12 protein-coding genes are annotated in these 16,626 nt (G+C 37.7%); 11 read left to right on the plus strand and 1 reads right to left on the minus strand.

Going from position 1 to position 16,626, the window contains the following annotated elements; genetic code table 11:
• Positions 1 to 59: 59 nt before the first annotated feature.
• The 6 genes from MT489_RS08555 (at position 60) to MT489_RS08580 (ending at position 8,948) form a co-directional block, all read left to right on the plus strand.
• Positions 60 to 2,867, plus strand: coding sequence for a lipocalin-like domain-containing protein (locus tag MT489_RS08555; RefSeq protein ID WP_244681114.1), 2,808 nt, complete (start codon positions 60 to 62; stop codon positions 2,865 to 2,867).
• A 284-nt stretch (positions 2,868 to 3,151) separates the two neighbouring features.
• Positions 3,152 to 5,029 (plus strand): ABC transporter substrate-binding protein, encoded by a 1,878-nt coding sequence (locus tag MT489_RS08560; protein ID WP_244681115.1) that lies wholly within the window; start codon positions 3,152 to 3,154, stop codon positions 5,027 to 5,029.
• Positions 5,030 to 5,086: 57 nt separating this feature from the next.
• On the plus strand, positions 5,087 to 6,085 hold the full coding sequence (locus MT489_RS08565; RefSeq protein WP_244681116.1) for an ABC transporter permease: 999 nt from the start codon (positions 5,087 to 5,089) through the stop codon (positions 6,083 to 6,085).
• 5 nt (positions 6,086 to 6,090) lie between these two features.
• Positions 6,091 to 6,948, plus strand: coding sequence for an ABC transporter permease (locus MT489_RS08570; protein ID WP_244681117.1), 858 nt, complete (start codon positions 6,091 to 6,093; stop codon positions 6,946 to 6,948).
• Positions 6,948 to 7,934, plus strand: a complete 987-nt coding sequence (locus tag MT489_RS08575) for an ABC transporter ATP-binding protein (RefSeq protein WP_244681118.1) — start codon at positions 6,948 to 6,950, stop codon at positions 7,932 to 7,934. Before MT489_RS08570 ends, MT489_RS08575 begins: the two co-directional genes overlap by 1 nt.
• Complete coding sequence (locus MT489_RS08580) at positions 7,935 to 8,948, plus strand: ABC transporter ATP-binding protein (protein ID WP_244681119.1); 1,014 nt, start codon at positions 7,935 to 7,937, stop codon at positions 8,946 to 8,948. It abuts the gene before it with no gap.
• 331 nt (positions 8,949 to 9,279) lie between these two features.
• On the opposite strand, the gene MT489_RS08585 is transcribed toward MT489_RS08580, so the two are convergent.
• Entirely contained in the window at positions 9,280 to 9,402 is a 123-nt protein-coding gene (locus MT489_RS08585; RefSeq protein ID WP_244681120.1) for a YuzL family protein, read from the minus strand.
• A 422-nt stretch (positions 9,403 to 9,824) separates the two neighbouring features.
• Between MT489_RS08585 and MT489_RS08590 the strand changes: the two genes are divergently transcribed.
• The 5 genes from MT489_RS08590 to MT489_RS08610 form a co-directional block, all read left to right on the plus strand.
• Positions 9,825 to 10,922, plus strand: coding sequence for a mandelate racemase/muconate lactonizing enzyme family protein (locus MT489_RS08590; RefSeq protein WP_244681121.1), 1,098 nt, complete (start codon positions 9,825 to 9,827; stop codon positions 10,920 to 10,922).
• A gap of 94 nt (positions 10,923 to 11,016) precedes the next feature.
• On the plus strand, positions 11,017 to 11,907 hold the full coding sequence (locus MT489_RS08595) for a fumarylacetoacetate hydrolase family protein (protein ID WP_244681122.1): 891 nt from the start codon (positions 11,017 to 11,019) through the stop codon (positions 11,905 to 11,907).
• A gap of 217 nt (positions 11,908 to 12,124) precedes the next feature.
• Complete coding sequence (locus MT489_RS08600) at positions 12,125 to 13,675, plus strand: glycosyltransferase family 2 protein (RefSeq protein WP_244681123.1); 1,551 nt, start codon at positions 12,125 to 12,127, stop codon at positions 13,673 to 13,675.
• 401 nt (positions 13,676 to 14,076) lie between these two features.
• Positions 14,077 to 16,356 carry a beta-L-arabinofuranosidase domain-containing protein gene (locus MT489_RS08605; RefSeq protein ID WP_244681124.1) on the plus strand — a complete coding sequence of 760 codons (2,280 nt, stop codon included), beginning with the start codon at positions 14,077 to 14,079 and terminating at the stop codon, positions 16,354 to 16,356.
• An 83-nt stretch (positions 16,357 to 16,439) separates the two neighbouring features.
• Positions 16,440 to 16,626: hypothetical protein (locus MT489_RS08610; RefSeq protein WP_244681125.1), on the plus strand; the 187-nt coding region annotated here is incomplete at its 3' end.

Below are 16,626 nucleotides of genomic sequence, written 5' to 3' on the forward strand. Positions count from 1 at the left end.
ACTCTCACAACCTATCTCAAAGAAGCTACAAAATCACATAACATAAAAGGAGATTTACTATGAATAAAAAATCAGTACATAAACTGATGCTTGTTTTCCTTATCCTTTTATTAATCATTCCAAGCAGTGTAATGGGAGAGGAAACGAAAACCAACCAAATCGAAGGTGAAGATCCAGTGTTTAACAATGTATCAGTTCATGATCCTTCTATCATCAAAGAAGGCGATATGTACTATGTGTTCGGAACCCATATTGAGGCTGCAAAGTCAAAAGATTTAATGAGTTGGACTCGTTTTACGAATGGGTATAGAACTCCGGGCAACGCACTTTATGGAGATCTATCAGCTAATCTCGCTGAATCATTTAAATGGGCAGGTGAAAATGATTCTGATAGTAAAGGCGGTTTTGCGGTTTGGGCACCTGAGATCTTTTGGAATGAGCATTATATCAATAAAGATGGAACAAAAGGTACTTATATGATGTATTACAGCACTTCTTCCACGTATATCCGTTCCGCCATTGGGTACGCCGTTTCCAAAAATATTGAGGGACCATATACGTATGTTGATACGATTGTGTATTCTGGTTTTACTAGAGATGAGGCGTATGATGCGAATAGTGTCATTAATAAAAAATGGGATAATACGAATATTAAAGATTTGATTGCTGATGGCACGCTTACAGGCACAAGATCGGGTTGGTTTAATAGTAATGGCTCGTATAATAATGGAACGTTCCCGAATGCAATCGATGCGAATCTTTTTTACGACGAGAGTGGAAAACTATGGATGACCTATGGCTCATGGTCTGGAGGGATTTTTATCCTTGAGATTGATAAGGCAACAGGTAGAGCCATTTACCCTGGTCAAGACGGAACAACGGCTGATGGAAGATTGATTGATCGCTATTTCGGAACGAAAATATCTGGTGGCTTCGGTAAGTCAGGTGAAGGACCATATGTCGTGTATGATCAAAAAATGAAATACTATTATTTGTACGTCACTACCGGATGGCTTGCCTCAGATGGTGAGTATAATATGAGGGTGTTTAGATCGAAGAACCCAACAGGTCCGTATGTAGATGCAATAGGACAAAACGCTGTTTTACCAGGAAATGTCGACCACTCTCCTTATGGCAATAAAATAATGGGCCACTTTTTGTTTGAGAGAAATGTAGGGGATCCTGGTACTGGCATTGGTTATGGATATTTATCGCCTGGACATAATTCTGTCTTTTATGACGAGAAAATCGGAAAACAATTTTTAGTATTCCATACACGATTCCCGCAACGAGGGGAAACACACGAGGTCCGAGTACACCAATTATTTATTAATGAGGATGGCTGGCCAGTTGCTGCACCTTACCGTTATACAGGTGAAAAACTTGAAAAGGTGAATAGAGAAGAGATTATCGGAGATTATCAATTTATTAATCACGGAAAAGATATTTCCCAAAATCTCAAAAAAGCCATTACAATCACATTAAATAACGACGGCACAATTTCAGGAGTAAATGGTTCCTGGGAACTGTCAGATGATTATAATGCAACGATCAATATTGATGGGAAAACATATAATGGAGTATTTTTGCGTCAATGGAACTCTGTTGCTGGAAAAGTCGGTTTAACCTTTACAGCATTATCGAACGAAGGAATGTCAATTTGGGGAATTAAAACAATTGAGCGAACAGATGAAGAAATCGTGGAAATTGTTAAAAACCAATTAGATTTAGGAGATACAAACGCTGTTATTTCTAACCTAGAATTGCCTACAGAGGGTGCACGAGGCACAGAAATTTCATGGCATTCCTCCAACCCTGAAATCATATCGGAACAAGGAATTGTAAATCGACCTGCTGTTGGGGAGGAGAATGCAACTGTCACATTAACGGCTACTGTTACAAAAGGTGGGGCAACAGCTACAAAAACATTTACGGTTATTGTTCTTGCTGAAAAGCTGCCGATGCTAGTTGCTCATTATACATTTGAACATGACTTATCTGATCGTACTAAAAACGTGGGAGCAGGAATGCCTACTGGAGATCGAATTGATAAAAAAGGAGGAAAAATATCGTATGGAACTGGGATTTCCGGACAAGCTGCCATTTTTGACGGAGCTTCTGGAATTAGACTGCCAAACGGATTGATCTCAAGTAATCAATATTCCGTATCTCTTTGGCTGAACCCAGAACAACTTACTGACTTTACGACAACTTTCTTCGGTGCTAGAACGACCGATAGCTGGGTGAGTATTGTACCTAAAGGGCCAGTTCGTGCTGAGACGATGGTCTGGTCAGGATCGGCTTGGTATGATGCAGTTACTGGAATGCAGATACCAAAGAATCAGTGGTCTAATATCACGTTCACGGTAGATGAAGGAAAAATAAATGTATATGTAAATGGTATAAAGAAGTTTTCAGGAGTCGGCTTCCCGAATGTGTTTACGACTACAAATGCCACTTTCGGATTAGGAGTTAATTATTGGGATCTTCCATATAAAGGACTTATGGACGAACTGCTTATTTACGACGGCCTCGTTTTATCAGAAGAGGAAATTCAAACGTATTATGGTGACGGCGATATCCCAAGGGTGGAAGAAATGATTCATAAGCTTATCCAACATTTTGTTGTGAATCCAGAGATTCGTGAGTCATTATTTGCCCAGTTGGATAACGCAAAGAGGGACTTTGAAAAAATGGAACAATTCCATAATGCAGGAAATGAAGTAAAAGCGAAGCATTTTGAAGATAATGGTAATAAAAAATTGGAGCAAGTGATCAAACGAGTTGAACAGTCATCGGGCAAACACATAGACGAAAAGTATGCGAAGCAGTTAATTAGTTATATAGAATATTCTCAGAAAAATTGATAATCAGACTGAATCCTATTAAAAACACTTCACTAGTTACGGTGGAGTGTTTTTTTTGTCTTGTGAATAGGAGGTAATTTTGTTCGTTTTAAAATATAGGAAGAAACGAATAGGCCCTAATGAGTATTTTTATAATTCTGAAATTTTTATGTCATTACGTGTATACAATTACTATACAAATATTTTGAAAGGAGGACAGCCTTGAATAAATTGATTTTGAAAGCGTTTTACCTAGTTATCCTCTTATTTGTAAGAAAAAACGTAAGTAGGGGGGCGATTTGAAGATGCGAAGGAGAAAACCATTAATCTACCTATTTGCAAGTCTTTTACTTATCGGATTGTTTTTAAGTGGCTGCCAATCTGGAAAAGATGGAAAGCGAGAAACCGTATGGAGGCAAAGTGGTGGTTGGCCAAAGCCGCCTTTGTTTCAAGGGAATAACTTTGCCAATGGGGGCGTAGGGGCTGCTTATCCATTTGTATTTGAAGGATTATTTCAAAATGTAAGATTTACAGATAAACAGTATTTTAGGCTTGCAGAATCCCTCGAGCACCAAGGAAATAAAACGATTGTAAAAATCAAACCTGGTGTGAAATGGCAAGATGGGGAGCCTTTTACAAGCAAGGATGTATGGGCTTATTACACATTGAATAATGGGGCTGAAGTGACAAAATATTTAGAGAGTGTTGAAGCAGTTGATGAGCTGACAATTGTATTCAATTGGCGTAATCCATCACCTGCTGAGCATATGAAGCAATTGTTCATTGGTCAGGATGGGCACGGAACAATTCCTTATCATCTTTATCACAAGTATGTCGATAAGGCTGCCGAACTTCTAAAAAAGGCCAAGCCCTTTACAGAGCCAAACAAGGAAGGTCCGTTTGGATTAGAAATTAAGGATGAAATTCGTGAGGCAATGGATGAGAACTGGCGCGACTTTTTAAAAGCGGGACCAAATTTCCCGGTCGGTACAGGTCCTTTTATGGTTAAAAAAGTAACGTCTTCCGATATGTTATTGGAAAAAAATCCAAACTACTGGAACGTCGAGAATATTCATTTCGATAAAATAACAATTAAAAACCCTGGTCCAGATCCTTCCGCTGGATTTGCCCTTGTCAGATCAGGAAATGTGGATTGGTTTGATGGGACTCCTCCACGTGACATCATTGAATCTATATTAAAGCTGAATAAAGACATTGCCCATTACAAAATGCTTGATCCGGCATCTGTCGGAATGGTGTTTAACCTAGATCGTCCGCCATTTGATAATAAAGATTTCAGAAAAGCGATTGTATACGCCTTAGATCGGAAAAAAATCCGTGAAATAGGAAATTATTACGGTCAAGAATCGGACGTCTCGATGGCAGGGATGCCGCAATCTGAATTTGATAACTGGATTACTCCTGAAATTCGAAATCAAATGGAAAAGTTTACGTATAATCCTGAAAAAGCCGCAGAAATATTAACGAATTTAGGTTGGACAAAAGGATCAAATGGAGTTTGGCGTGATCCTGAAGGTAAGGTTCATGAATTCATTATCGGTGTAAATGGCGGCTGGCAAAACGGCCCAATTCCGGGGCAAGTAGCGGCCGAGCAATTAACGGAATTTGGCTTGCCAACTAAGCTGATTGCCGTTGACGGGACGGTCTATTTTGATAATGCAGCAAAAGATAAAGGAAAATACGATATGTCAATGGACTGGGTAGATGTCTCTTGGGGCTTCATGTTTCCGTGGAATTCTATGCGTAATTATTATTGGTGGGGACTAGGACAAATGGGTCATTTACCGAGGTATGAATCCGGGGAAAAACAAAATCGATTAAATTTACATCTTCCGGGTCCTGATGGAAAAGTCATCGACATTGATCAGATGCTTAGAGATATCCCATATATGAATTCAGTTGAAGAGCAGAAAGAGGCTTTGTCAAAGCTGGCGTGGATTACAAATGAAAATGCAATGGGTATGGTACTCTTCCAAAATGTAACAGGTGCTTGGGCTAATTTAAAAACGGTAAAGGGATGGCCTCGTGCAGATGAAATTGAAAAATATGATCGCGATATGCCAGTCACAACTGTCCGAGAGGACTTACAAGAAGTCGCCGACCTGAACCAAGGTTTTTCAGGAATAACGCCATTTGTAGAAGGACGATATGCTCCTAGATAATAGAAAATCGGAAGTGATAAAAGCCTCGAAGGTGCATTGAATAAGGAGGGATAAAGCATGACCGTAAAGATCGTTTTAAAAAGAGTGGGAACGGCAGCGATTACGATTGTACTCGCAACGGTATTGACCTTTTTATTACTAAGATTGACACCTGGAAATGCGATTGATCAGTGGGCAAGGGAATATTCGATTCAATACAATATATCATTGACCGATGCGTATGAGCGAATTGCTAGAATGATAAATTATAATCCGCTTGAACCGATCTACCGACAATTTGTTCGTTACGTTTCTGGTCTTGCTCACGGGAATCTCGGCTACTCGATGGTCAATCAGGGACTGTCGGTAAACGAAATTATTGCGAAAGCTTTGCCTTGGACCCTATTTGTGTCAAGTGTTTCGCTGCTTATTAGCTTTGTCGTTGGAATTTTTTTAGGGGTAAAAATGGCGTGGAAGCGAAATTCTATCTTGGAGCCGATTGTTTCGTTGTACTCAGTTGTCACAAACGCTGTTCCTGATTTTATTTTCGCCATTATTTTGCTGATTATTTTCGCTTATGGATTAGGATGGTTTCCGATTAATGGAGCGTATGATTTCTATCTTACTCCCGGATTCAACCTTCCGTTTCTTTTAAGTGTTGTGTATTATGCCTCATTGCCAATTTTAACGTATGTCATCACCTTAATTGGCGGTTGGGCCTTAATGATGAAGGGGAGTGCAATTGGAGTTTTAGGTGAGGATTATGTGGAAGCAGCAAGAGCGAGGGGAATTTCCGAGTCAAGAATTATGGATCGATATGTAAAAAAGAATGCGATTATCCCACTCGTTACGCAACTAGCAGTAGCTTTAGGTGCAATGCTTGGAGGTGCCATCCTCATTGAAAATTTATTCCAATACCCAGGGATTGGCTACTATATGGCAGAAGCGACAAAGCAACGTGATTATACGGTTATGCAAGGAATCCTATTATTCATCGCGATTACAATGGTCGTTGCCAATTTAATATCTGACTTAATTTACTCCAAATTAGATCCGCGGATTAAGGTAGAGGAGTGATGATCATGCAGAGAACTGTTGATTTTTTCAAAATCATATGTGGTAATAGACGATCATTAGTTGGGTTGATTATTCTCATCTTTTTCTTCTTAATGGCTACCGTCGGACCGTTCATTTTCAAGCTTGATATGGGCGTGGATTACGAAAATCGTTATTCAGGACCTACTTGGGATCATTGGCTAGGTACCGATTACGGTGGGAGGGACACATGGACACAGCTAGTTCATGGCTCGAAGGAAGTTATTACAATTGGGTTTCTTACCGCAGTGATTACAATGATTTTTGGATCCTTACTAGGAATGATTTCAGGGTTGATTGGCGGGAAAGTAGATACTGGCATCATGCTTATAACAAACTTATTTTTAACAATCCCATCATTCCCGATTTTTATCATGCTGGCAGCCATCCTTTCAATAAGAGATCCAATCAGTTTTGCTCTAGTATTAAGTGCTTGGAGTTGGCCAGGATTGACCCGTGCTGTTCGTTCCCAAGTCATTTCCTTAAAAGAAAGGGACTTTATCGTCATCTGCAGGGTGATGAATTTAAGTTTGCCTCATATTGTCTTTAAAGAATTGATGCCCAATATCGTCTCCTATCTTGCCATTAACTTTGTATTAATTATGCGTGGAGCGATTGTAGGAAGTGTTGGATTGATGATGCTCGGATTGGCTCCATACTCTCCAACCAACTGGGGGCAAATGCTCTCATTAGCTATATCTCAAACTGGTGGAATATTTAATCCTAATGGATATATTTATGTTCTCTCACCGATTGTTTGTCTAGCCCTTTTCCAATTAGGAGCCATCTTCTTCGCGAATGGATTAGATGAAGCGTTAAATCCTAGGTTGAGGGGGAATGCATGATGGAAGAAAATCTAGTAGAAATTCGTAATCTATCGGTTGAGTTTAAGTTAAAAAGAGGAACCATTCGAGCAGTGGACAATGTTTCATTGGATATCCCAAAAGGAAAAGTAACCGCCTTAGTCGGTGAAAGTGGCAGCGGCAAATCAACGCTTGCATCAGCCATATTAAAAATGGTTTCTTCCCCGGGAGTTATTAGTAATGGGTCGATCAATATGAACGGTGAAAATATTTTAAAGATGAAACAAAGAGCTTTGCAGCAATATCGATGGAGCAACGTATCGATGGTTTTTCAAGCCGCCCAAAATTCACTGAATCCAGTTGTCAAAATAAAAGAGCAATTCATCGAAACATATCTGGCACATAAAAAGGCACCTGAAAAAGAAATTTTAGCAAAAGCAGCCCAATTATTAGAATATGTAAGACTTGAACCGAAACGAGTTTTTGAATCCTATCCGCATGAACTCAGTGGAGGTATGAAACAGAGGGTTATGATTGCATTTAGTCTTTTATTAGATCCAGATTTGGTCATTTTGGATGAACCAACAACGGCACTTGATGTCATTACGCAAGATTATATATTTGATATATTGTTGAAAATCCATGAAGAATTGGCTATCACGATGTTGCTTTTGTCTCATGACATATCAGTTGTTGCAAAAGTGGCAGATCGAATCGGGGTTATGTATGCTGGGAAATTAGTAGAGGTTGGAGATATTTTTGAAATCTTTACGAATTCGAAACATCCATATACGGCAGGTTTAATTAAGGCAGCTCCTTCTTTGTTGGAGGATTTGGAGCATACCGTCCCGATTGGCGGGTCACCTCCAGACCTTCTAAATTTACCTTCAGGTTGCGCGTTTCATCCACGATGTCAATTTGCAAAAGATATATGCAAGCAGGTTACTCCACCAATGGAAGATGTCGGAGAGAATCATTTAACGGCATGTCATCTTCATCATGCTGTTGAGATGGGAAGTGTGAACTAAATGAGCCATTTATTACAGCTTAACGATGTCAGTGTCATATTTGAAGGAAAAACAGATGGAGTTAAACATACGATTCCTGCGATGGTTGATGTGAATTTAAGTTTTGATTCTGGGGAGATTGTCGCTCTCGTCGGTGAAAGCGGCTGCGGGAAAACGACTTTAGGAAAGGTGTTGACAGGCTTACAAAAACCAACTAAAGGAGAACTATTTTATAAAGGTAAAAATGTTTGGTCGATGAATAAAGCGGAATTTGCCGAATATCGCTCTAGTGTTCAGCTAGTTCAACAAGACTCTTATGCAGCATTAAATCCGGCAAAAACAATTTTTCAATCATTATCAGCCCCCATCTTGCAAAATAAAATTGTAAAGGGAAAAAAGGCTGCACATGAAAAAGTGTGCGAGTTGTTGAGAACCGTTGAATTAACACCACCAGAACAGTTTTTGGAAAAATATCCGCATCAGCTTAGTGGGGGGCAGAGGCAGCGCGTGTTAATGGCAAGAGCGATTTCGCTAAATCCCAAGCTTATCGTAGCAGACGAACCTGTTTCCATGGTTGACGTTTCTCTTAGGCTATCAATCTTAAATCTAATGGCAAAGTTAAATAAGGAAATGGGAATTGCCTTTGTATACATCACCCACGATTTAGCAACTGCCAGGTATATAGCAAAAAATGGTCGATTGGCAGTCATGTATTTAGGTAAAATTGTTGAGCTTGGAAGTGTAAGAAACGTGTTAGCAGCTCCAAGACACCCATATTTACAAGCTTTGCTAACCGCTGTTCCAGTACCAGATCCAAAAGTGGCAAAAGGAAAAAGGGAATTGCCATTAAAAAGTTTGGAAATGCCGAGTATTTCCAACCCGCCAAGCGGCTGCGCCTTTAATCCAAGATGCCCTTATGCAGATGAAACATGCGTTTTGGTACAACCAAAATTAGACTTTCACGGAGACGATTTAGTCGCATGCCACCATGCAGAAAGGATCCCGGAATGGAAATTGGTCACTTTAGCAAAATAATATTCAAACTCTCTGTCTTTTTTGCACTATCCAGTTTCATTTTGTTATTTTGGGTTGAATCAGACTCGGCCCAGTACGTTCTAGTTGTGATGTCACTGTGTCTGAATGTTGTTTTGATATTGATTATTTTAGGGATGAATATCATGGTGCGAAAGAAAGATTAAAGGTAAACATGCTGTTTCTCTGGGTGGGGGAACAGCATGTTTTTTTAAAATCAAATGCGGTCGACATGAAGTAAAGGAAACTTATCATTCATTAGCAAAAAACCAAACAGGTGGGAAATATTTCTGCATGTTTGGCTTATTTAAGTATTACAACATTTAAAAAACGCCTACTTATTTTTCTTTCTAGTTGAATCCTTTTTAACTCCAGTTTCCCTTGTTGTCGTTCCTTGGGCCATCGTTTGTGATGAGCCTAAACCGATTGTGGATGGGTCAGCTTTTCTTTTCGACACGTTATTCACCTCCATGTTTAGTATTTCTTAAAGTCATTTAGTTATGTAATTTTTATCTATATCCAAGGAACGTAGACTATCAAAAGGTTCAGGTTCAACGACCTTTCGTACAGCTTCTTTCTTTTACTTAACTTAATGTGATGTTAAGTAACCCGAATGTTTTTTCCATGCACTTGTTTTAAGAGTACAATTTGGACTCCTAGTAGATTTAGCTTAATAGTTAGAGGCGCCTCGACGACATTGTTCTACATATATAAAACTTTTTATATAAAAATCAGAAATTATCAAGGATTCTAGTAAGTCATGAAGAATATTATATATAGGGGATGACTGGAAAACATTAATGGAAATCACAGTCCTTATCGTTTTAAAAAATTCATATGCATTAAATATTGTAAGCGTTAACCAAAGGAGGAATTTAAATGAAGATTACTCATGTTGAAACGTACTTACTTGATGTGCCTTTAAAGCAACGTGCGATTACAGATTCACAAACAAGGCTTGAGGGTGTTGAATTTATTGCTATCCGGGTTGATACAGATGAAGGAATAAGTGGCTGGGGATTTAACTGGAACTATACGAAAGGGACAAGAGCTGTCCAGGCAATTATCGATGATACATATGCACCTAAATTGATTGGGAAAGATCCGCTTATGTATAAGAATATTTTACGAGAGCTCCATTTCACGAATCATTTTATTGGACAAGTTGGAGTGACAAGAGTTGGATTATGTGCAGTTGAGATGGCTTTATGGGATATAAAATTGAAGGTGGCTAACATGCCGTTATGGAAATATTTAGGGCCTGTTAAAGATAAGGTGAAGGCATATAACACAGATGGCGGCTGGCTGCAAGTGACGCAAGATGAATTGATTAGAGATATGACCGCTTTAATTGAGCGAGGATTTGATGCAGTAAAAATGAAGGTCGGTTTGCCTGATCCGAGAGAAGATTATGAAAGAGTGAAGGCAGTCCGAAAAGCAATTGGCGATAACATAAAATTAATGGTAGATGTCAATACCGTTTGGGACTTAAAAACATCAATCGTTTGGGGACGAAAGTTTGAGGAATTTGACGTGTATTGGTTGGAAGAACCGATGAACCCATTTGATAAAAAAGCTCATGCCGAATTGGCGCGTACGTTGGACTTGCCGATTGCCGTTGGGGAAACAATTTATACGAAATATGATTTCCGTGATTATATCGAGATGGGTGCAGTTGATATTGTTCAAGCGGATGCTACGAAACTATCAGGAATTGACGAATGGTTGGATGTCGCTGCACTTGCCCGTTGTTATAATCTTGAAGTCATTCCACATACAAATGTTCAGCAAAAATTACATGTCCAGCTAGCGGCAGCTTCGTCAAATGTTCCTATGGTTGAATATTGCTACGAATCGATTGCTGATATTTGGGAGAATCCCATTAAAGTGGTGAATGGTTACTATACGTTACCGGAAGAACCCGGTTTAGGATGTAAGTTTACGGATAAAGTGTTGACGGAATGTAGGATTGGTTAATGCACTTAGAAAAATCTAGGAAGCGGAATGGTGGAAATATCAGCTTTTCGCTTCCTAATTGGAAAAATAGCTTAATCATGAGAGGAGAAAAACAATGAAGCTTTTAACGTTTTATGATCAAGGATTACATAAGCTTGGCGTAAAAACAGAGCAAGGAATTTTGGACATAACCGCTTCTGTTAAAAATGGAATTAATTTTGATATCAAAACAGATATAATGGATGTAATTTCTGGCTTTAAAGAGGAAGTGTCCAAACTCCAGGATCTTATTGATTATTCTATTAGCGAAAATAAGGCTGTTTTTGTAAATGAGGATGAAATTACATGGGGGCCATGTGTTACACGACCTCATAAAATCATCTGTGTAGGATTGAATTATAGAAAACATGCTGACGAAACGAACGCTCCTTATCCGGAAGTTCCTATTTTATTTAATAAATTTGATAATACGTTAACTGGACATAGAGATGAAATACCAGTTCCAAAAGTTACTGAAAAACTAGATTACGAGGTTGAACTCGGAATCGTCATTGGAAAAAAAGCAAAATACGTAAATATAGATAAATCATTGGATCATGTTTTTGGCTATTGCACGGTGAACGATTTGTCTGCACGAGACTTGCAATTAAGAACCCCTCAATGGCTGCTCGGAAAGTCATGCGATAAATTCAGCCCAATAGGACCTTTCCTAGTAACAGCAGATGAAGTTGGAGATCCTAATAATCTTTCATTAAAAACGTATGTAAATGGTGAGTTACGGCAAGATTCTAATACATCAGATATGATTTTTAACTGCGCTGAAATTGTCAGCTATATCTCGCAGCACATGACACTAGAACCGGGGGACATCATTTTAACAGGAACACCAGAGGGCGTCGTCATGGGATATCCAGAAGACGAGCAACACTACCTTCAGCCAGGCGACGTGGTGACAGTTGAAATTGAAAAACTTGGTGCACTTACGAATTATTTCATTGAGGAGTAGAATATAACGAAATCAACATTTCGCTTCTTTCTACAGTTTTTAGAAAATGAGTTGGCGGATGTCATTTTTCATCCGCCTTTAAACAAGGTGAAATGAAGTTATTTAATCCTCAATTTTAAGTTTATGAGTAAAGAATAATTTAATTCTTTTTGGACCAATATAACGGATAAGTCAATTATTGTCTTTCATAGAGATTTTAAAGGAATGACGTCATGACATGATCCGTAAATACAAATTATTGGATACTACCTTATTAAAAAAAATATATAATTCCAAAAAACAACCAACCTATACTATTCATAAGCACTCAGAGATTAAAGAGAGTAATTATTTGGTTACTGTCATTACTCCTGTTTATAATGGGGAAACATTTTTAAAAAAGTCAATTGAATCTGTTATGAATCAAACGCTTGGCTTTCAAAATATCGAATACATATTAATTGATGATTGTTCAACGGATCGATCAAAAGAAATTTTAAACGATTTTGGAAAAATCCACGATAATGTTATCGTGGTTTCGTTAGATTGTAATTCAGGTACTCCAGCTCGTCCGCGAAATATTGGAGTGGAATTAGCAACTTCGCCTTATATCACTTTTTTAGATGCGGACGACTGGCTCGATCCGAATGGTTTACAAATACTTTATGAGATTTTAGAAGAAACAGGTGACCCATATGTTGTGGGGAAAACAATTAGAGTGGATAATGTAGGAACTCAAGTAGTTGGTGAACACCAATCCTGTAAAGAAAGAAGAAGAGTATCTCCTATTTCCATCCCGCATATATTTCACCATCTTGGTCCTACTGCAAGAATGATCCGAACTAGTTTTATTAAAGAGCAGCAGATTCAGTTCCCCGAGATGAAATTTGCGGAAGATAAACAATTTTTTATTGACGTACTAACAAGTTGTAAAACAATCTCAACGACGACAAAGCCGATTTACTATGTAAATCGCTTGAATGATACGAAAAAAACCCGTTTAACAAATCAAACAAATATTTTACAAAAATCAAATTATAATTTACAAGTAGTCCGTTACATTTTAAATCGAAAACTTGATATTGAAATTGAAAAAATGATTGTGAACCGAATCTATGAATATGATTTAACAAGACGACTTTTTACGACACCACATTTTCAAAATACAAAATTAAAATTGCTGTACTTTTATAAATACAAACAAATTTTAAAGACAGCAAATAAATTAGCATATGATTTTACTGAGAATTTTTTACAGCCGATTCACAAAGTAATTTATGAATTGATTCGTGAACGCAGGTATAAAGAAGTAACGCAACTGTTGGAATGGGAAAAAACTATGAAAGTAAAAGAAGTGGTAATAAAAAATGATAAACCTTATCTTGTTATTCCATTTCTTGAAGAAAAATATAAATATATTCCGATGCCCATATTTTTCATCTTTAAACAACATTATTGTCAAGGAAACCAATACATCCTTCACTTTCTTGCATACGGTGATGACGCACACTCCATAACAGAAGTATTGATTCGTGACTTGAAAAATGCTCATTACGATTATGTTTTACCAATTACGATAAAAGAAAATGGAGAAGGATTTATTGAATTCAAATTAGACTCATTAAAAGATTTACCACCTTCCAATTACTCTATTTACGTAAGATACAATGAATACATGAAAATGAATATTAGGCAATTAATTAAAAATGAAATTAAACATCATTACGAAAACCGAGAATTCATTTTTTATCATTCGGTTTATTCCAATGTTGCTCTTAAAATAAAATGAATATAAATTTTTTGCTTGTAAACGGGGGAGTTATTTCCTAAACCTAAACAATTACTATCCTTTAAGCCATATCCTAAAAGGTTCCACAAACATCTGTAGAATAATGCTGGATTGCTAATAATGAAATATGACTGATAGCTTGCATGTAGGTGCAGGCTTTTTAATATGATAAGAAAATAAAAAAATTTATACAGCGGTATTTTGAACGAAAGTTTTCATTTTCTAGTTCCAGGCTCTATCGGCTCGATGTCAATTAACCTGAGCCGCTATTTTGCTTTTCAGAACTTTTGCTTGTCACCAATAACGACGCGATATTTTATACATGAAAACATATACGTACAACTTTTGATGTGCTAATATTTAAATTAATGTAAGCGATTATAAAATAAAGGTGATTATCAATGCGAAATGTAAAATTGCTCAATGGTATTTTTAAAGATTCACAGGAAAAAGGGAAGGAGTATTTGTCTTTTCTCGATGTAGATCGGTTGATTGCTCCGTGCTATGAAGCACAAAATCAGGAACCAAAGATGCCCCGTTACGGAGGTTGGGAAGCAACGCAAATTGCGGGGCACTCGATTGGTCATTGGTTATCTGCTGCTGCGGCCATGTATGTGGTCACAAAGGATGAGCGATTGCTAGAAAAAATTAATTATGCAGTGAATGAATTGGAGTATGTTCAAAGGCTTGATCCAGAAGGCTATGTAAGTGGATTTCCACGTAGGTGTTTTGACCAAGTATTTTCTGGTGAGTTTGAAGTAGGGCACTTTAGCTTAGGAAACAGCTGGGTGCCATGGTATAGTATTCACAAAATTTACGCCGGATTAATTGATGTGTATTCATTAGTTGGGAATGAAAGGGCACTTGAAGTAGTAATTAAATTAGCGGATTGGGCGAAAAGAGGAACGGATCACTTAAGTGATGAGCAATTCCAGAGAATGCTTATTTGCGAGCATGGCGGGATGAATGAAGCAATGGCGGATTTGTATACAATCACAAAAAATCAGGATTACCTTGAACTTGCTATTCGTTTCTGTCATGATGCGATTTTACAACCTTTGGCAAACGGGATTGACGATCTAGAAGGGAAGCATGCAAATACACAAATTCCAAAAGTCATAGGGGCAGCCAAGCTTTATGAGATCACAGGCGATGAAAAATATAGAGCAATGGCAGAATTCTTTTGGAATGAGGTAACTAAATTTCGCTCTTATATAATAGGTGGAAATAGTATAAATGAACATTTTGGTCCTGTCGGTCAAGAAAAACTTGGTATTCAGACGACGGAAACATGTAATACATACAATATGCTCAAGCTGACAGAAATTTTATATCGTTGGGAACAAAAAGCCGAATACATGGATTTCTATGAAAAAGCGTTATACAACCATATTTTAGCGTCTCAAGACCCGGATTCAGGCATGAAAACATATTTTATTTCTTCGCAGCCCGGACATTTTAAAGTATATTGTTCAGCAGAAAATTCCTTTTGGTGTTGCACTGGAACAGGGATGGAAAATCCGACTCTATATAATAGAAATATTTATTTTCATAATAATGACGAAGTATTTGTTAACTTATTTATTAGTTCGGAATGGAAGAGTAATGACGAGGGAATTATTTTAAAACAAGAAACTCAATTCCCAAACTGTGAGAAAGTATTGTTGCAATTTGACAAAGTTGACCCTCAATTGAAACAGGTCCATATTCGGGTTCCTTATTGGCTATCAGATGACATTTCCATTCTGGTGAATGGAGAAAAAGTGAATGCTGTTCCTAACAATGGATACGTCACACTTAAGAGAAGTTGGGCAAAGGGAGATTCTGTTGAAATAATTCTTCCGATGAATCTACACACGTATACCGCAAAAGATGACCCAAATAAAGTCGGGATTTTGTTTGGACCAGTTGTACTTGCAGGAGCGCTTGGAAAAGAGAATTTTCCAGAAAGTGATATATTGGACGATCATTTAAAACTAAACAATCATCCGCTGATTGACGTTCCAAACCTTGTTGCAGATAAGAACATTCTAAATGAATGGGTAAGACGCGTAGATGAGGATTCATTAACATTTGAAACCGATGCTATTGGACAACCAGGAAATGTAAAAGTAAAACTTATTCCTTTTTATGAATTACACCATCAACGATACACATTATACTGGAATGTACTAGACGAGGAAGCTTACAAGTTATTCGTAGATGAGGAAAAAGAGCATAATGATAGATTGAGGAAAATGACGGTTGATTTTGTTCAGCCTGGGGAACAACAACCCGAAGTAGAACACGGAATCAAATCTAGCAACTCTAACTCAGGGTATTTAAATGTTGCGGAGAGTAGATGGCGCGATTGTCGCGATGAAGGATTTTTTAGCTACGAAATGGCGGTAGAAGCCGATTCACAAATGTATTTGCTTGTTACGTACTTCGGAAATGATAGAACTATATTTCTTGATGGAAAACTCTATGAAAGAAACTTTGATATTTTAATAGATGGTACAAAAATTGCCGAGCAAAACCTTGGAGGAAACAACTCCGATCATCTTTTTGATATAAGCTATGAAATTCCACTTGAGATCACTAAAGGTAAAACAAAAATTGAAGTAAAATTTGCATCTGGCAAAGGGAATATTGCCGGTGGTATTTACGGAGTAAGGATAGTTAATCGACATGAAGAATAAGCATATTTAAAAAAGCCTGACTTACTAAGTACAGGCTTTTTTAAATGAAATTTCTTTAGGAAATTTACTTTCATCAAGCATCATTGAATCCTAAGTTATTACAGCGGACTCTATCATCGGGTTCGGAAGTTCTATTAGCCATTTTGGCGATTCTATTAGCCATTTTGGCGATTCTATTAGCCATTTTGGCGATTCTATTAGCCATTTTGGCGATTCTATTAGCCATTTTGGCGATTCTATTAGCCATTTTGGCGATTCTATTAGCCATTT

It is taken from the genome of Lederbergia wuyishanensis (assembly GCF_022900255.1).
GTDB classification, from domain to species: Bacteria; Bacillota; Bacilli; order Bacillales; family Bacillaceae_C; genus Lederbergia; species Lederbergia wuyishanensis.